A 17,862-nucleotide genomic window follows, 5' to 3' on the forward strand; every position below is an offset into this window, starting at 1 on the left:
CGATGATTGAGTATCTATATATATCAATCATTAAGGATGATAATGAAGATCAAACCTCTGAGCCTGGCTGTTTGTGCCCTGCTACTTTCCTCCCCGCCCGTTTTCGCCAGTGACACTCAGCCTGAACTCAGCCAGCGTGAAACCACGTTACTGACCGTTGACGGCCTGAAATTCAAAGACCTCAGTCACACCGGCAAACTTGAACCCTATGAGGACTGGCGGCTGACGCCTGAAGAACGCGCAGCGGATCTGGTAAAACGCATGACGCTTGAAGAAAAAGCCGGTGTCATGATGCACGGTTCCGCGCCAACGGCTGACAGCCCGATCGGCGCCGGTACGCATTATGATATGAAGGCGGCGGAAAAGATGATTTCCGGGGCAAAGGTCAACAGCCTGATCACCCGCCTTTCCGCTGAAGACCCGGCGCTGATGGCCGAAGAAAATAATAAATTGCAGCAGATTGCTGAAAAAACGCGGCTCGGTATTCCGGTGACTATCAGCAGTGACCCGCGTAACTCGTTTGAATATCTGACCGGCGCGAGCACGGCTTCCGGCAAATTTACCCAATGGCCGGAAACGCTCGGGCTGGCGGCCATTAATAATGAAAAAGTCACCCGCCGTTACGCCGATATTGTGCGTCAGGAGTACCTGGCCGTCGGTATTCGCGAAGCGCTTTCGCCGCAGGCGGATCTGGCAACCGAACCCCGCTGGGCGCGCATCAGCGGAACTTTTGGCGAAGACCCGGCGCGCGTGCATAACATGGTGCGCGGTTACATTGAAGGGATGCAAAACGGTGGCGATGGTCTCAATTCCGGCAGCGTCATTTCGGTGGTCAAACACTGGGTCGGTTACGGCGCAGCGGAAAACGGCTACGACAGCCACAATGTCTACGGCAAGAACGCCGTCTTCCCCGGCAATAATCTCAAAGAACATATCTACCCGTTCACCGGCGCGTTTGAAGCCAACGTCGCCAGCGTCATGCCCACCTATTCCATCCTGAAAAATGCCATGTTTGAAGGCAAACCGCTGGAACAGGTCGGTGCCGGATTCAGCCATCAGTTACTGACCGATATTCTGCGCGGGCAATACGGTTTTAAAGGCGTGATCCTCAGCGACTGGCTGATCACCAATGATTGCAGCGATGAATGCCTCAACGGTGCGCCGGAAGGAAAAGAACCGGTGCCGGGCGGCATGTCGTGGGGCGTGGAAAACCTGACGCCGCAAGAACGTTTTGTTAAAGCGGTGAAAGCCGGTGTCGATCAGTTCGGTGGCGTGACCGATTCGCAACTGCTGGTGAACGCGGTTAATGAGAAACAGCTGACAGAGCAACGTCTGGACGAATCCGTCACCCGCATTCTGGTACAGAAATTCCAGACCGGCCTGTTTGAAAATCCGTATGTGGACGCACAGAAAGCGGTGCAAACCGTGGGCCGCGAGAGCTGGCAGAAAGAAGCCGATGCGGCGCAACGTCACTCCCTGGTTTTGCTGCAAAATACCGGTGACCTGTTGCCGCTGAAAAAAGGTAAGAAAGTCTGGCTGTATGGCATTGACCCGAAAGCCGCACAGGCCGCAGGTTTCATCGTGGTGGATGCGCCCGAAAAGGCGGATATCGCGTTGATCCGCGCCCATGCGCCTTATGAGCAAACGCATAAACAGTGGTTCTTCGGCAAACGTCACCACGAAGGTTCGCTGGCCTTTACGGATGACAACGCCGATTATCAGGCCATCGTGAAAGCCAGCAAAGCAGTGCCGACCGTGGTGACGGTGTATCTCGACCGCCCGGCCATTCTCACTAACGTGAATGACAAAGCGAAAGCGGTTATCGGTAACTTCGGCGTCAGCGACGCGGTGCTGTTCAGCCGCCTCACCAGCGGTGAGGCTTACACCGGCAAGCTGCCGTTCGAGCTGCCTTCATCGATGGAAGCCGTTTTGAAACAGAAGTCGGATATGCCGCACGACAGCGAATCACCGTTGTTTGAGATTGGCTTTGGTCTCGCCCGGTAAACTGTCTTTCAACTTCCTGCCGTCCCGGCATCTGCCGGGATGGTGCTTTTGAAAACTGGCCCTGTTCCCTCCGGTTCTCCCGCACATTTGTAACAGACATCAGCCCGCAAAACTTTCCCTCTGCTCGTTAAACAAACAAAAAGGCCATTCATTTCATGCGGATAAAATGTCGCCACTTCACACTTTTTGCAGAAAGTTCACTTGAATTTGTAAAATAACAATGATAACAATTATCATTAAGTTTAACATTCGTCTCGTTTTAGTTAATCCCTGTCATTTTCTGTACAGGCGCTTTAGTACGGAACGTTGTTGGCTTTTGGGTTTACACACACGCATCAATACACTCGCATCAATTAATTACTCGATTATTTATCGGGTTATTTATAGGGACTATGAATATGTTGTTGGCTTTCCCCCTCAAACGCTCGGTGCTTCTGTGCGCTATGGCGCTGTCCGTTCCGGCAGCTTCTCTTGCAGCCGAAGATACCGTCGTTGTCAAAGCCGCGCCTGCTGATACCGCAGATGCTCCGACGCAGGGTTACAGTGCGAAAACCAGTAAAAGCGCGACCAAAACGGATCAGCCGTTAATCACTACCGGTCAGGCGGTTTCTGTGGTCACGCGTCAGCAAATGACTGACCAGAACGCCACGACCGTCAATGCGGCCCTGAACTATACGCCGGGCGTTTTCACCAACTTTGCCGGTGGTGCAACGCGTTATGACACCATCTCCCTGCGCGGTTTCCACGGCGGTGACGTCAACAACACTTTCCTTGATGGCCTGCGTATTCTGAGCGACGGCGCGACCTACAACTCCATTCAGGTTGATCCGTGGTTCCTTGAGCGTATTGATGTGGTCAAAGGCCCGTCTTCTGCGCTTTACGGCCAGAGCATCCCCGGCGGTGTGGTGATGGAAACCACCAAACGTCCGCAATTTGCCGAAGAAGGTCACTTCCAGCTTTCCGGCGGGACGCAAAACACCAAAGGCGGCGCGTTCGATTACACCAATGCGCTCAGCGATACGCTGGCATTCCGTCTGACCGGTATGACCCGCAGCAGCGACACGCAGTACGATCATCAGCGCGAAGAACGTTATGCGATCTCCCCGCAACTGCTGTGGACGCCGGATGAAAACACTTCCCTGTTGCTGCGCGCGTATCTGCAAAAAGATCCGTCCGGGGGTTATCACGCCGCCGTTCCGGCCGACGGCAGCCTGTATGGCCAGAAACTGAGCCGTGGCTTCTTTGACGGCGAAAGCACCTACAACCAGTTCAAACGCTGGGAACAAATTTACAGCTACGAATTCCAGCACACGTTTAACGATGTCTGGTCATTCCGCCAGAACACCAACTACACCCATTCCAATACCGAACTGGATCAGGTGTATCAGGCAGGCTGGAACGCGGATCGCACGCTGATGAACCGTTACTATTCCGGTGAGAAATCGTCCCTCGATACGTTTGCTATCGATAACCAGCTGGAAGCTGATTTCGCCACCGGCGAAGTCGCGCACAAAGTGGTGCTGGGCTTTGACTATTCTCACTTCATAAACGACGTGAAATCTGACGGCGCTTACGCCGAAACGCTCAATCCCTACACCGGCGTTGGCGGTGATGCACTGGATTATTACAGCCACTCACGCGGCAAAAACCGTTACGAGCAGATGGGGACTTATCTGCAGGACGAAATGAACTGGAACAAGTGGTTCCTGACATTATCCGGCCGTTACGACACCCTGAAAACGTCGAGCCGCAGCTACGAAAGTATTTACGCGCAAACCTCCAACAGCGAACGTAAAGACGAACACTTCAGCAGCCGCGCTTCCCTGCTTTATGCGTTCGACAACGGGATTTCTCCGTACGTCAGCTACAGCCAGGCAATGACGCCGTCTGCCCTGCCGGGCGCAGATGGCACGCTGCTGAAACCGATGCAGAGTGAGCAATACGAAGCGGGGATCAAATACCAGCCGGTGGGTACGTCCGATATGTACACCGCGGCGCTGTATGACCTGACGCAAAAAGACGTGGGTAACCGCGTGGTTGTGGGCAGCTACTACGAGCCGGCGGGTAAAATCCGTTCACAGGGTCTGGAACTGGAAGCCAAGAAACAGGTCACCGAGCGTTTCAACGTGATGGCGGGTTATACCTACAATAAAGTCCGTATCCGCGACGCGGCGGAAAACAACGGCAACACGCCGTACGTGACGCCAAAACAGATGGCTTCCATCTGGGGTCAGTACAACACGCCAATCGGTGTGGATCTGGGCGCTGGCGTTCGTTACATCGGCACACAATGGGCGGATAACGAAAACACCCGTCACATGCCTTCCGCAACCCTGGTTGATGCGTCACTGCGTATGAATCTGGTGCAGTTCAATCCGCAGCTGAAAGGCGCGTATGTGCAGCTGAACGCCAACAACCTGTTCGACAAGAAATACGTCGCGGCCTGTTACGGCACCAGCTATTGCTACTGGGGTCAGGAACGTACCGTGGTCGCCACTGTCGGTTATGATTTCTGATAGCTTTTTCAGCTCCTCCCCCTGCGAAGGGGGAGACTGGGAGGGGGTTTTAAGGGCTAACACCTTGTTTAAGAAAACCTTAACTTTTTGATTTAGAAATTAATACCCCACCCCAACCTTCCCCTTCGCAGGGGAGGGAGCGATTCTGAGAGTTTATTCTTCCGGCAAATTTAGCCGCGCCATCAGCGCTTTCTTCGCACTTTCCAGCAACGCATCCGACGCCTCGCGATCGGGTTCGCATCGCGCCAGCGATAAACTGCCCATCAGCTCCGAACTGACTGACACCGCCGTCGTCTGCGGATCTTCCACGCCCATTTCAGTCAGCTGCCGGATAATCATGCTGCGGATTCTTTCAATCCCGCGTGCAAATTCAGCCTGACAAGGTGCCGACATGCGGGGCGTTTCTGACGCCAGCGCGGAAACCGGACAACCCTGCGCGCGGTTGTCGCGATGCCACGGGGAAAGGTAGAAATCGATATAGCCCGCCAGTTGTTGCTGCGCGGTCAGTCCCTGATTATTTTTCTCCCAGCGCAGCATCACCTGATTAAACATCTGCTGAATGGCGGCTTCGATCAGGGCGTCTTTCGAGGCAAAGTGCGCATAAAACCCGCCATGTGTCAGCCCGGCTTTGCTCATCACGCCTGCCACGCTGACCTGCAACGGCCCTTTGGCGCGGATGGCTTTCGCAGCTTCCTTCACAATCCGCTCGCGGATTTTAGGCTTATGTTCACTTTCGTAGCGCATAGTAAGACCCTGATAATCGAATAAATTGCTGCCTCAGTTTACCTGACCGGTTCCGTTAACGAAACGCGCGCATCGACAGACAGACCCGGCCTCAGTGCGCTGGCTTCCGGCTGACCGGGATCCAGACGAATACGCACCGGCACGCGCTGGACAATTTTGGTGAAATTGCCGGTGCCGGGCTCAAACGGCAGCAGGGCAAACGTTGATCCGGAACCGGGCGCAAGGCTGTCCACTTCCCCGCGGAACGTCACGCCGGGCAACGCATCCACCTGCACATCGGCTTTCTGGCCGGGCTGCATTCTGCCGGTCTGTGTCTCTTTAAAATTGGCGGTGACGTAAATCCCTTCATCGGGCACCAGCGCCATCAGCCGCTGGCCGGGTGTCACATAATCGCCGACCTGCACCTGACGGTTTCCGACCACGCCATCCACCGCCGCAAAAATTGTCGTATGGTTGAGATCCTGCTGCGCCAGATCTTCTGCCGCCTGCGCTTTCACCACCGCCGCATTTGCCAGCGCCAGCGCCGCTTCAATTTCAGCGCGCTGCGCGTGCGTCACCGCCGCCTGATTTTGCGCGACATTCAGCATGGCAGCCGCGTGTGCCGAGGTCTGTTCCGCCGTCACCGCCACGGTTTTATAGCGATCCGCATCATTACGGGACGTCGCGCCACTGACCGCCAGCGACTGATACCTTTGCTGCTCGGCCTCGGCGTGCTGTTGTTCGGCTTTCGAGGAGCGGATGGCGGTTCGCGCCGCATCGATTTGCGTCAGCGCCAGCTGTTCCTGCGCCTGCTGGCTGAGCAGCGCCGCCTGCTGCTGCGCGACCTGCGCACGGGCATCATCCAGATCGCCCCGCGCGGCGGCCAGACGCGCCGTAAATTCTTCGCTGTCGATAAGCACCAGTTTATCGCCGGCATGAACCTGCTGGTTATGCCGCACCAGCACTTGCGACACAAAACCTTTCACTTTTGGCGCAACGGTGGTCGCGTCGGCCGTCAGATACGCATCGTCGGTGGATTCTGAAGAAGGCGCCGCCAGCAGCCAGGCCGCCCCGCCGAGCGCCACAGCCAGCGCAACCGCACTGACCACCCAGATACGTTTTGATCGCTTATTCACTTTTGACTGCGGGGGGACAACCTCACCACTCACTGTTGCTTCGCTCATTTTTTCTCGCACCTCATTGCATGATGGATATCATATTAATATGATGATCATCATATAAACAAGTCCCGGGATCTCACAAAAATGTCAGCCACCCTGAATCACCCCGCCGCGATCTCGCCAGCGGATTACCCGACATCACGCAAGTTTCTGATTTTCAGCATAATGGCGTTCGGCATGTTTCTGGCGTTGATCGACATTCAGATCGTCGCCGCTTCGCTTAATGATGTCCAGGCCGGGCTTTCCGCCGGGCCGGACGAAATCAGCTGGGTGCAAACCTCATACCTGATCGCCGAACTGGTGATGATCCCGTTCTCGGCATTTCTGGCGCAGGCGCTTTCGACCCGCTGGCTGTTCAGCGCGTCCGCCGCCCTGTTTACGCTCAGCAGCATCGGCTGCGGATTGTCTTGGAATATTGAGTCGATGATCTTCTTCCGCGCGTTGCAGGGCTTTACCGGCGGCGCGATGGTGCCGACGGTTTTCGCAACCGGCTTCGCCATGTTTCAGGGCAAACAGCAGGCGATCATTCCGGCGATCCTCGGGATGGTCAGCGTGCTGGCACCGACGCTTGGGCCGACCGTGGGCGGCGTGGTGACGCAGGTTCTCGACTGGCGCTGGATCTTCTTCATCAACATATTACCCGGCGTGCTGGTGGCGACCGGCGCGGTGATGTTCATCCACGTCGATAAAGCCGATTTTTCGATGCTCAAACGTATCGACTGGGTGCATTTATTTTCGATGGCCGTCGCTCTCGGCTGCCTGGAGTACGTGCTCGAAGAAGGCCCGCGTAAAAACTGGTTCAGCGATCCGCAGATCCAAATTTCAGCCTGGTTTTCGCTGGTGGCCTTTGTTCTGTTTCTCGAACGTTCCTTCTATTCCAAAAACCCGATTGTACGCCTGACGCCCTTTCGCGATCCGACCTTTACCTTCGCCTGTTTATTCAATCTGGTCGTGGGTTTTGGTTTGTACGCCTCGACCTACCTGACACCGGTTTTCCTCGGCCGTATCCGTGATTTCAACAGCCTGGAAATTGGCACGACGGTCTTTGTCGTTGGCGTCGGGCAGTTTTTCAGTACCCTGATCGCCGCGAGATTAATCAACCGCATCGATCGCCGGATATTAATCACTGTGGGATTATCCGGTTTCGCGCTGAGCTTATGGCTGACGACCGCCGTCACACCTTACTGGGGCGCGGAACAGTTTTTCTGGCCGCAGGTCGTGCGCGGATTATTCATTATGTTGTGCATCGTGCCGAGCGTGAATATGGCGCTGACTGCCTTTCAGGGGCCGGAACTGCGCTATGCCTCAGGCTTGTTTAACCTGATGCGAAATCTGGGCGGCGCTGTCGGTATTGCGACGGTGAATACCTGGTTGCAGGACTGGACGCGCGTTCACGCGGCGCGTTTCGGTGAAAGTCTTGGGCAATACGGCGACCACGCGCAGGACGTGATTGGATCGCTGGCGCAAAAAATCGGCCACCTGACGCCGGACACCGCACACGCGTTGCTGATGGCTAAAGGTCTGTTCGGCGCAAAAGTGGCGGCGCAATCCCTGACGCTGGCTTTCAACGATATCTTCCAGGTCATGGCGTGGATGTTCATTGCTGCGCTGGTGATGGTGCCGTTTTGCCGTAAATGAGGGTGGAAATGTGAAGCAATTGTGCAGGCAGCCGCAAAAAATGCGGTTGCCGGAGGGAACTTTTCGAACAGGGTGAGAAAGCTTTGGCCTGTTTGAAATAAATCCTTATAATTGGCGGCCCTGAAATGCGATTCGTTACAGTTACTGAGTCCCTTTCAAGAGCTATGTGCAAGTACACTATTCCTCCGGGCGGAAACTTCCGCATCGGGGGGAAATCAACATCCTGACAACAACTGCCAGTGTGGCATTAACGACCAACGAAAATATGAAAATGAGCATTCGCGCAATCCTTACCCTGGTTTTGGCAGTTGCTGCATATAGCCAGGCGTCTTTTGCTGTGGTCTATCCTCTTCCGGCGAACAATGGTCGTCTGGTCGGTGAAAACATTACGGTAACCGTTCCGCAGGGCAGCAGCCTGCCGCTGGAACATTTTGCAGCGCAATACCAGATGGGTTTGAGCAACATGCTCGAAGCCAACCCTGGCGTTGACCCGTTCCTGCCAACGCCGGGCACCGTGCTGACCATTCCTCAGCAACTGATCCTGCCGGAAACGCCACATGAAGGCATCGTCATCAACAGTGCTGAAATGCGTCTGTATTACTACCCGAAAGGCACCAATACCGTTGTCGTTCTGCCAATCGGTATCGGCGAACTGGGCAAAGACACCCCGATGAACTGGGTGACGACTGTACAGCGTAAAAAAGCGGGCCCGACCTGGACCCCGACTGCAAAAATGCATCAGGAATATGCCGCCCGTGGTGAGTTCCTGCCAGCAGTCTTCCCTGCCGGCCCGGACAACCCGATGGGGCTGTACGCGCTGTACGTTGGCCGTCTGTATGCGGTTCACGGTACCAATGCCAACTTCGGTATCGGCCTGCGCGTAAGCCACGGTTGTGTGCGTCTGCGTGACGCAGATATCAAATGGCTGTACGACAATGTGCCGCAAGATACCCGCGTTCAGTTCATCAACGAGCCGGTGAAAGCCACCGTTGAGCCGGACGGCAAACGTTATATTGAGATCCACAACCCGCTGTCTTCCAACCAGGAAGAGTTTGATTCCCAGCAGCCGATTCCGATTACGCTGACCGGCAGCGCAAACACCGTTGCATCGTCTCCGTCTGTTAACCAGACTGTAGTTCAGCGCGCAATCGAGATGCGTGCAGGTATGCCGGTGCAAATCAACTAACATTGATTGGTTGCTGACTTAGAAAGCCCTGAAACTGTTTCGGGGCTTTTTTTTGGGATTTTTTTAGGGGTTACCCTAGGAGCCGTTTTCATAAGCTTGATTGAGAAGGTTTTGGTTTTTCACTGGCAGTGAGGCGCTTTAGAAGGATCGAGAAAATTTCGGTTTTTTAGTGGCAGTGATCGCTCAGCGGCGGCGTTTGCGGCACTAGCCGGAGGTGCTGAAACATGGCCAGCGAGCGGTCGCGCGCAGTAAAAGAGCCGGAGATTCTTAAGAGGCGCGGCGACAGGCGCCTCTTAAGGCCAGTTTGGGTGGCAACCCAAGGTGTTGAACTCAGGAATTCAAAAGCCCCCTTTTTCCTCCCCAAGCTCCCACAATTTCCGCCGAATCAGCTGTTTCAACCTTAACGCGGCCTGTGAAGCCGGCTGATCTCTCCTGCTCAGCAGGATCACCTCAAACGGCAATGCTTCCACGACGGACACAATCTTCAGTTGATCGACGTATCGCCGGGCGGTAAACGTATCGACGACGCCAACACCGCCGCCTGCCAGCACCATGTCGGCAATCACGGAATAGGTTTTGATGAACAACGCGGAATGCGGCATCAGGCCGTTCTCGCGCAGGACGCGGTTGAGCACCTGCCCGAGCGGATCCTGCTGCTGGAGCATCAGTAAGTCGTTTTCACACAGCCACGCCAGCGATACCGGGCCTTCGACCTCAGCATCTTTCGGTAATAGCGCCACCATGTTGGCCTGATAAATCGACTCGGCCACCAGTTCCTGCGTGGCCTGCTCGCCGAACGCCAGCGCAAAATCCATTTTGTATTGCAGCAGATCCTGACTCAGCGTGTTGAAATGCCCGGTCACCAGTTCGACGCTGCCGCCGGGCGTCTGGCGGCGAAAATCCACCAGCACCGGTGCCATCACGCTGTGCCCCAGCGCGTGCGCAGAGCCGATGCGCACATGCTGGCCCTCGCCCTGACGCAGCTGCTCTGCCAGTTCGCCAATCGCCTGAATATGGCTGAACAACGCCTCGACTTCCGGCATCAGACGGCGGCCTTCGGGCGTGACGATCAGTCCCTGAGGCGTGCGGTCAAAAAGCGTGAAACCCAGCTGCTGCTCGGCGTGGTTCAACACGCGGCTGACGTTGGGCTGCGAAACGTTGAGCAGGCGCGCCGCGCCGCTGACGCTTCCCGCCTGTAAGACCGCCTGAAAGACTTCAATGTGGCGTAAGCGCATTTATTTCTGCGTCGTCGCAAGGTAAGAAAATGCGCTTAACAGGCTGATAATATTGGCAACGTTCGGGCTGTGATAGCCGACGGTGACGGCGTCGATGCGCTCAACGCCTGGGATCAGGCTGAACAAGTCGGCCAGAACCGGTTTGGCGGCCATCAGCTCCAGATGGTACGGCCCGCTGAATCTTCCGGCGGTGAGCGGTGCGGGTTTGCTGACGGCTATCGTCGCCTGCTTGCGGATTTTGGCGCAGGCAATTGACGGGCTGTCGGATTCGGCGGCATTGGCGGAAATCGCGCGTTTTACGCAGACGTACTGGGATTCCGGGTAATGGCGGCGGATCCAGGTTTCGAGGTGATCGTCGCCGGTCACCAGCCATAGCGGAACATTCAGTTCGGCACCGGCGGCGGCATACAAATCACTTTCGCCGACCACGTTGCCGTTGAGTTTGACGCGATAGAAGGCGCGGCCATTAATCGTATGCGCCAGTACGCCGTTTTCTCCGGCGGCGGTGTGATAGCCGACAAACATCAGGCCGTCGTATTGCTGCTGTTGCAGGCCTTCAACCATCGATAATCCGCGCGGTTTGCCCTGAACCAGACGGGCGCGCGGGTCAATTTTGTCCGCACGCAGGTTCTGCATCATGGCGTGGCTGTCAGCGACCGTGACTTCGGTTGCGCCACCGGCAAATGCGCCGTCAATGGCAGCATTCACTTCGCCTTCCATCAGCGCCCGCGCGGCCTCGTAATCCGCATTGCCCGGGCTGCATTGCTCCGGACGCATCACACCCGCAATACCTTCGATGTCAGCAGAGATAAAGATTTTCATAATGGGTTCCCTTTCAGTTTATTTGCTCCTCTCCCTGTAAAGGTGAGGTCGGGAGGGGGTTTTGCAAACGACTACTTTGCCAGATTATCAAGGAGATAACTCAGCCCCAGCCGGTAATGTCCGTCGAATCCGCAGACGGTTTCTGCATTCAGTAAGGCATCAATAATAGCGTGTTCTGTAGCATCTGCCGCGCACGCCAGCAGTGGTTCTAATTTTGCATCCGCCAACGTGACACCGTCACGTTTTGTTGAAAATGCCAGCGCGATATCACCCGAACCGTGGCCCCAGTAGCTGCCCAGACGCCCTAACCCGGCACCGGCGCGTTTAGCGATCCGTCCGAGCTGGCGGCTGTCGAGATAACGGTCGCAAGCCATGATGATAATGATGGAACCGGCGTCTACCTGCGGAGCAAGTTGTGGATGGATATGCGCGATGGCGTCCCCGACGCGCACGCCGTCGAGGGTCAGTTCGGACAACTTGCCAAAATTCGCCAGCACCAGCACGCCGAGCGTTGCGTTAAGCTCTTCACACCAGCGCGACGCCGAGCCAATCCCGCCCTTCAGGCCGAAACTGCTCATGCCACGCCCTGCTCCCACGCTGCCACGGGCGAATGCTTTTGTCGCGCCGTCGAGTGCGGTCAGCGCGTCGTCTTCACTGACCGCCATCGCCTGAATATCGTTAAGATAGAAGTCATTACATTCGAGGATCACCGGATTAATGGTCGCCTCCGGTCGGCCAATTTGCGGAAACTGTTCGCAACTGCGTTTCACCAGCGCGTTGAACAGGGTGCCGGTGGCGAAGGTATTGCTGAGCAGAACCGGTGTTTGCAGTTCGCCCAGTTCCATTATCTGGATCAGCCCCATCGGTTTGGCAAAACCATTCAACACCGCCGCACCGCACGGCAACGGGTATTCATAAAGATTATCGCCCGGTGGCACAATCGCGGTGACGCCGGTCTGGATATCCCCTGCCGCCAGCGTGCTGTGGCCGACGGTCACGCCCGCGACGTCGGTGATGGAATTGGCCGGCCCGCAGGGAAAACGCGGGTGGAAGATCTGACGCGTTTTGCGCCAGCGTTGCAGCAAGGCCGCCAGCGCCTGCTGCGTGAATTCATCTTCATTATCTTGCGGGTGCATCAGTCTTCCGTTTCATGTCATGAGTTCAGTCAGAAATTACTTCTTCAGTTTAGGATCGAGCGTGTCACGCAGCGCGTCGCCGAGCAAATTAAACGCCAGAACCGTGAGGAATATCGCCAGACCGGGGAAAACGCTGACATTCCATTTGCCCGCCATCATCATGTTACGGCTCATCGCAAGAATGTTCCCCCACTCCGGCACGTCCGGCTCAGGTCCCAGACCGATAAAACTCAGGCTGGCGGCGGTGAGAATGCTGGTGCCGATACGCATTGTAAAATAGACAATCACATTCGACAGCGTGCCCGGCAGAATGTGGCGCAAAATCACCACGCGGTCAGGCGCACCGACGCAGCGCACCGCTTCTACGTATGCACTTTGTTTGATGGATAATGTTGCCGCGCGCACGATGCGGGCGAAAACCGGTACGCTGAACACCGCCACGGCGATAATCACGTTATTCAGGCCGGGGCCGAGAATGGCGACAACGGCTATCGCCAGCAACATACCGGGAAACGCAAACAGAACGTCGGATCCGCGCATGATCAGCATGTCGGCCCAGCGGCCATAATAGCCTGCCAGTAACCCGAGCAATACACCGGCAATCATGCCCAGCGTGACCGAGAAAATGCCGACGTAGAGGGAAATCCGTGCGCCATAAATAATGCGGCTGAGCACGTCGCGGCCTAAATCATCGGTGCCAAACCAGTGTTCCGGCGTCGGGCCGACGCCCAGCGCCATCCAGTCCGGCGTCATCGGATCATAAGGCGCGAGCCACGGCGCAAAAATGGCCACCAGGATCAGCAGCAGAATAAATCCGCCGGACACCAGCGCCATCGGATGACGGATAAACGTCTGAAAAAAGTCGTACCACGGCGAGCGGATATCATCACTGTGCGGGGCAACCGCTGCCGGTTGGTTTTCTCCAGGCACTGAGACAGGTTCGGTCATTTACAGCTCCTAGCGCAGACGAATCGCCGGGTTAACCACCGCATAAAGCAGGTCCACCAGCAGATTAATCAGAATAAATTCAAACACAAACAGCATCACCAGCGCCTGAATAACCGGCTGATCCTGCGTTTTGATGGATTCGATCAGTAACCAGCCCAGCCCCGGCCAGCTGAAGACGCTTTCGACAATAATTGAACCGCCCAGCAGGAAGCCAAACTGCAAGCCGAGCATGGTGAGTATCGGGATCAGCGCATTGCGCATGATGTGTTTCCAGGTCACCCGCCGCGCCCGTAAGCCTTTGGCGTTGGCAGTACGTACGTAATCTTCCTGCGCGACATCGAGAAACGCCGAACGGGTGAAACGCGCCATGACCGCTGCGACCGAAGAACCAAGCGTAATCGCCGGTAAAATGATGTCAGTTGGCTGGTTAAACCCACTGACGGCAAACAGCCCAAACGGCATGGCAACAAACTGAATCAGCAGCAATCCGAGCCAGAACGGCGGCATGGAAATCCCGCCGACCGCCATACTCATCAGCGCCCAGTCCTGCCATTTGCCGCGTTTCAGCGCCGAGACCACGCCAATCACCAGCCCCAAAACTACCGACCAGGCGAAACCGGCCAGCGCCAGCAGCAGCGTGGGCATAAATCCGCTTTCAATCACGCTTAACACCGGCTGACGCGTGCGGTATGTCGTGCCCAGATCGCCATGTATCATGCCGTTCAGCCAGTGCCAGTACTGCGCAGGCAACGGATCGTTCAGTCCAAGCAGTTGCCGCGCTGACTCAACCGCCTCAATCGGCGCATCCTGACCGGCGTAAATACGCGCAGGATCCCCCGGCAGCAGCTTGATAAAGCCGAAAACCAGTAACGACACCACCAGTAAAACGGGGATCATTTCCAATATCCGGCGGAGAAAATAGGTCAGCATAAAAGGGATCCCCTGAATTCAGTAAACTCCCTCCCGATAAAAAGGAGGGAGTAAAACAGCACCTCTGTTACTTAAACTGTGCCTGATTGAAAATCAGAGAACCGTCGGCCAGCATGTAGACGCCGGACAACGCTTTGCTCTTACCGACCAGATTGTCCGGTACGCCCAGATACGCCATCGGCGCATCGGCCCACAGCAGTTTCTGCGCATCGGCATAGGCCGCTTTACGTTTTTCAACGTCGGCGGTTTGCAGCCCGGCGGTGATCGCCGCATCAACCTGTTTATTGCTGTAGTACGACACGTTGTACGCCGACGGGATCCACGATTCGGTCGCGAACAGCGGACGCAGCGCCCAGTCAGCATCACCCGTCGAGGCCGACCATGCGCCGTAATACATTTCAACTTTCGCATCTGCCGGTTTCGGCGTACTCCACAGACGCTGTGTCAGGGTTCCGGCGTCCATCGGCACCAGTTTCACACGCACGCCAATCAGTGAGAGTTGCTGTTTCAGGAACTGCGCACTGCGGATACGGTCGGTCTTGTTGGAACTCCACATTTCCACGTCGAAGCCCTTTTCATACCCGGCTTCTTTCATCAGCTCTTTTGCTTTGGCGATGTTGTAGCTGTAATCCGGCGTAGTTTGCTTCTGGTAGAACTGAACGTTTTTCGGCAGCGGCGACGTGGACGGCGAACCTAAACCGGCGAAGCCTACTTTCAGCCAGAGATTACGGTCGATGGCGTAGTTAATCGCCTGACGGACGCGCACGTCAGAGAACTCTTTTTTCTGCGTGTTGAAGGCGATGTAATACAGGTAGATGCCCGGATCCTGCGCGATATCGAGTTTAGGATCACTTTTCACGGTTTCCACCAGATCAGACGGCAGCGGATACACCGCATCCACGCCGCCCGATTTCAGTTTTGCTACCTGCGTGGAATCTTCCGGCGTCGGGTAAAGCGTCACGGAATCGACTTTCGGCCAGCCTTTCTGCCAGTAGTTATCGTATTTCACCAGTTTGACGTCTTTGCCCTGCTGCCATTCGACAAATTTAAACGGACCGGTACCGACCGGATGCACGCTCAGATCCTGCTCATTCGGATACTGTTTCAGCGATGCCGGGCTGTGCATCACCGCAGACGGGTGCGCCAGCGTGTTGATCATCGCGCCGAACGGTTTATTCAGCGTGATTTTGACCTGGTACGGACTAACTACATCTACCGATTTAATCATGCTGAACAGTGAGTTACGCTTAAGATGATTGGCCGGATTCGCCAGGCGATCGAGGTTTGCTTTCACCGCATCGGCGTTAAACGGCGTGCCATCCTGGAAGGTCACGTCGTGACGCAGGTTAATAGTAAATTCTGTGGCGTCGCTGTTACTGGTGTAATCGGTCGCCAGCACTGGCACGACGGCCATTTTGTTATCGAACTGGAACAGACGTTCAAAAATGCCGCTCTGAATGGAATAACTCAGCGTATCCGTGGTGTCGTGCGGGTCAAAACCGGTCACGTCGGCATACATGGAAATGCGCAGATCTTTCGCCTGAGCAGAGGCGGCAAAACACAGCGCCAGCCCTGCGGCCAGCAGGCTTTTACGTAGGAACGTTGAGTGCATGAACTTCTCCTGTGTATTCCAAAAAAGAAAAAATTAACGTTATGCCTGTTGTTCAGCCACCCAGTGGTGCGGCGAAACCTGGCTGTACCTGAGTTTTTCTATCTGTACACCGGCCGGATGCACCGGCGATTTCACTTCCACATCATCAAAATTGCGCAATGCACGCTGCGTCGGATCCGCCACCGGCACCGAACTGAGCAGGCGACGGGTGTATGAATGTTGAGGATTGCTAAATACAGCATCTCGCGGACCAATCTCCACAATCTGCCCGCTGTACATCACCGCAACCCGGTTGGCGATGCGTTCCACCACTGCCATATCGTGCGAGATAAACAGCCACGCCACGCCGGTGTCGCGCTGTAAATCCATCATCAGATTCACCACCTGCGCCTGAATAGAAACATCCAGCGCCGACACCGCTTCGTCAGCAATAATTACCTGCGGCTGCAACGCCATCGCGCGTGCGATGGCAATACGCTGCCGCTGGCCGCCGGAGAATTCATGGGGATAGCGGCGCGCAAAAGAGGGATCCAGCCCGACGCTTTTCAGCAGCTGATTTACCACCGGCGTGGCATCTGCCAGTGATTTTTTCAGGCCGTGCAGTAATAAAGGCTCCGCAATAGAAAAACCGACGGTCAGACGCGGGTTCAGCGAGGCATAGGGATCCTGAAACACCATCTGGATCTGACGGCGGACGGCCTGAAACGGCGTGTCGCGCATCAGCGTGATTTCTTTGCCTTCCAGATGAATGCTTTCAGATTCGCTGCCGACCAGACGCAAAATCGCTCGCCCGGTGGTGGATTTTCCACAGCCACTTTCGCCGACCAGCGCCAGCGTTTCGCCCGGCCAGATTGAAAAATCAATTTGCTCAACGGCGTGAACTTCTTTGGTCACACGCGACAGCACGCCGGAACGGATCGGATAGCAGACCCGCAGCCCGCGCACATCCAGCAGCGGCGGCGCGTCGTAATTCGCGGTTTTCTGATCGCCGTCGGCGACTGAAACGTGAGCTCCATCACCTGCAATCGATTGCTTATTCGCATCATTTTTAGGCGCACTGAGCAGCGGAAAACGGCGAGGCCATTTGAGCCCGCGCATGTCGCCCAGTTTCGGCACGGCGGCCAGCAGCGCGCGGGTATAAGGGTGCTGCGCATGGGCAAAAATTTCGGTCACGCTGCCCTGTTCCACCACGTTGCCCTGATACATCACTACCACGCGGTCGGCAATTTCGGCGACAACGCCCATATCATGCGTAATAAAGAGGACAGACATGTCGGTGCCCTGTTGCAGGTCACGCAGAATTTGCAGAATGCGCGCCTGCACGGTGACATCCAGCGCAGTGGTGGGTTCGTCGGCAATCAGCAATGCCGGATCGCAGGCCAGCGCCTGCGCAATCATGACGCGCTGACGCATACCGCCGGAAAGTTCGTGGGGATAACATTTGAGAATGCGTTCAACGTCGGGGATACGCACCTGTTTAAGCAGTTCGCGGGCTTTGGTCAGTGCATTGGCTTTGGTCGCCATCCCGTGGTCAATCAGCCCTTCCGTGAGCTGATCGCCGACCCGTAATACCGGGTTGAGCGACGTCATCGGTTCCTGAAAGATCATCGACATTTCGCGGCCGCGCAGTTTGCGCCGCGATTCTGCCGAAAGGGAATTGAGCGCGTGGCGTGTGCCGTCGCGCCCGAAAAAATTCACGCTGCCGCCGTTGATATGGGCGGAATCCGGCAACAGGCCCATCACGCTGAGCGACGTGACAGATTTACCGGAGCCGCTTTCGCCGACCACGGCGACGACTTCACCTTTATTAATAGAAAAGGAAACGCCCTTCAGCGCCTGAGTTTTGCCCTGACGGCCGGAAAACGTGACCGACAAATCGTTAATCTGCAAGATTGGCGATGGCTGTTCATTAATCAAAAAACGTCTCCTTT

13 protein-coding genes are annotated in these 17,862 nt (G+C 55.9%); 4 read left to right on the forward strand and 9 right to left on the reverse strand.

What is annotated here, in order from left to right; all coding sequences use genetic code 11:
• The first annotated feature begins 42 nt into the window (after positions 1–42).
• Together M2403_RS07735 and M2403_RS07740 are read left to right on the forward strand one after the other, a co-directional pair.
• Complete coding sequence (locus M2403_RS07735) at positions 43–2,004, forward strand: glycoside hydrolase family 3 protein (RefSeq protein ID WP_259228869.1); 1,962 nt, start codon at positions 43–45, stop codon at positions 2,002–2,004.
• A 398-nt stretch (positions 2,005–2,402) separates the two neighbouring features.
• The gene (locus tag M2403_RS07740; RefSeq protein ID WP_152327034.1) at positions 2,403–4,520 is read left to right on the forward strand and encodes a TonB-dependent siderophore receptor; all 2,118 of its coding nucleotides are present in this window, start codon (positions 2,403–2,405) and stop codon (positions 4,518–4,520) included.
• 153 nt (positions 4,521–4,673) lie between these two features.
• On the opposite strand, the gene M2403_RS07745 is transcribed toward M2403_RS07740, so the two are convergent.
• Positions 4,674–5,264 (reverse strand): TetR/AcrR family transcriptional regulator, encoded by a 591-nt coding sequence (locus M2403_RS07745; protein WP_259228870.1) that lies wholly within the window; start codon positions 5,262–5,264, stop codon positions 4,674–4,676.
• A gap of 38 nt (positions 5,265–5,302) precedes the next feature.
• A complete protein-coding gene (locus M2403_RS07750; protein WP_259228871.1) occupies positions 5,303–6,427 on the reverse strand; it encodes an HlyD family secretion protein in 1,125 nt (374 codons plus the stop codon).
• 81 nt (positions 6,428–6,508) lie between these two features.
• Here M2403_RS07750 and M2403_RS07755 point away from each other — a divergent pair, with 81 nt between their 5' ends.
• Together M2403_RS07755 and M2403_RS07760 are read left to right on the forward strand one after the other, a co-directional pair.
• On the forward strand, positions 6,509–8,062 hold the full coding sequence (locus tag M2403_RS07755; RefSeq protein WP_259228872.1) for a DHA2 family efflux MFS transporter permease subunit: 1,554 nt from the start codon (positions 6,509–6,511) through the stop codon (positions 8,060–8,062).
• Between the two features lie 265 nt (positions 8,063–8,327).
• On the forward strand, positions 8,328–9,248 hold the full coding sequence (locus M2403_RS07760; RefSeq protein ID WP_152327030.1) for a L,D-transpeptidase family protein: 921 nt from the start codon (positions 8,328–8,330) through the stop codon (positions 9,246–9,248).
• Between the two features lie 338 nt (positions 9,249–9,586).
• On the opposite strand, the gene M2403_RS07765 is transcribed toward M2403_RS07760, so the two are convergent.
• The 7 genes from M2403_RS07765 to M2403_RS07795 form a co-directional block, all read right to left on the reverse strand.
• Positions 9,587–10,483, reverse strand: coding sequence for a LysR family transcriptional regulator (locus tag M2403_RS07765; protein WP_152327029.1), 897 nt, complete (start codon positions 10,481–10,483; stop codon positions 9,587–9,589).
• Positions 10,484–11,305, reverse strand: a complete 822-nt coding sequence (locus M2403_RS07770; protein ID WP_152327028.1) for a M55 family metallopeptidase — start codon at positions 11,303–11,305, stop codon at positions 10,484–10,486.
• A gap of 71 nt (positions 11,306–11,376) precedes the next feature.
• On the reverse strand, positions 11,377–12,441 hold the full coding sequence (locus tag M2403_RS07775) for a P1 family peptidase (protein ID WP_259228873.1): 1,065 nt from the start codon (positions 12,439–12,441) through the stop codon (positions 11,377–11,379).
• A gap of 36 nt (positions 12,442–12,477) precedes the next feature.
• Positions 12,478–13,389, reverse strand: a complete 912-nt coding sequence (locus tag M2403_RS07780) for an ABC transporter permease subunit (protein ID WP_165057829.1) — start codon at positions 13,387–13,389, stop codon at positions 12,478–12,480.
• A 9-nt stretch (positions 13,390–13,398) separates the two neighbouring features.
• Positions 13,399–14,319, reverse strand: a complete 921-nt coding sequence (locus M2403_RS07785; protein WP_152327025.1) for an ABC transporter permease subunit — start codon at positions 14,317–14,319, stop codon at positions 13,399–13,401.
• A 67-nt stretch (positions 14,320–14,386) separates the two neighbouring features.
• Positions 14,387–15,931, reverse strand: coding sequence for a glutathione ABC transporter substrate-binding protein (locus M2403_RS07790; protein ID WP_165057831.1), 1,545 nt, complete (start codon positions 15,929–15,931; stop codon positions 14,387–14,389).
• Positions 15,932–15,970: 39 nt separating this feature from the next.
• Positions 15,971–17,848, reverse strand: coding sequence for an ABC transporter ATP-binding protein (locus tag M2403_RS07795; RefSeq protein ID WP_259228874.1), 1,878 nt, complete (start codon positions 17,846–17,848; stop codon positions 15,971–15,973).
• Positions 17,849–17,862 lie beyond the last annotated feature (14 nt).

The sequence above is a fragment of the Rahnella sp. BIGb0603 genome, assembly GCF_024808755.1.
GTDB lineage: Bacteria > Pseudomonadota > Gammaproteobacteria > Enterobacterales > Enterobacteriaceae > Rahnella > Rahnella contaminans.

Bases quoted from the DNA above. Each gene is read 5' to 3' on its own strand.
- M2403_RS07740 (WP_152327034.1), top strand. From the start codon at position 2,403: ATGTTGTTGGCTTTCCCCCTCAAACGCTCGGTGCTTCTGTGCGCTATG.
- M2403_RS07770 (WP_152327028.1), bottom strand. From the start codon at position 11,305: ATGAAAATCTTTATCTCTGCTGACATCGAAGGTATTGCGGGTGTGATG.
- M2403_RS07755 (WP_259228872.1), top strand. From the start codon at position 6,509: ATGTCAGCCACCCTGAATCACCCCGCCGCGATCTCGCCAGCGGATTAC.
- M2403_RS07780 (WP_165057829.1), bottom strand. From the start codon at position 13,389: ATGACCGAACCTGTCTCAGTGCCTGGAGAAAACCAACCGGCAGCGGTT.
- M2403_RS07765 (WP_152327029.1), bottom strand. From the start codon at position 10,483: ATGCGCTTACGCCACATTGAAGTCTTTCAGGCGGTCTTACAGGCGGGA.
- M2403_RS07735 (WP_259228869.1), top strand. From the start codon at position 43: ATGAAGATCAAACCTCTGAGCCTGGCTGTTTGTGCCCTGCTACTTTCC.
- M2403_RS07745 (WP_259228870.1), bottom strand. From the start codon at position 5,264: ATGCGCTACGAAAGTGAACATAAGCCTAAAATCCGCGAGCGGATTGTG.
- M2403_RS07790 (WP_165057831.1), bottom strand. From the start codon at position 15,931: ATGCACTCAACGTTCCTACGTAAAAGCCTGCTGGCCGCAGGGCTGGCG.
- M2403_RS07775 (WP_259228873.1), bottom strand. From the start codon at position 12,441: ATGCACCCGCAAGATAATGAAGATGAATTCACGCAGCAGGCGCTGGCG.
- M2403_RS07750 (WP_259228871.1), bottom strand. From the start codon at position 6,427: ATGAGCGAAGCAACAGTGAGTGGTGAGGTTGTCCCCCCGCAGTCAAAA.
- M2403_RS07785 (WP_152327025.1), bottom strand. From the start codon at position 14,319: ATGCTGACCTATTTTCTCCGCCGGATATTGGAAATGATCCCCGTTTTA.
- M2403_RS07760 (WP_152327030.1), top strand. From the start codon at position 8,328: ATGAAAATGAGCATTCGCGCAATCCTTACCCTGGTTTTGGCAGTTGCT.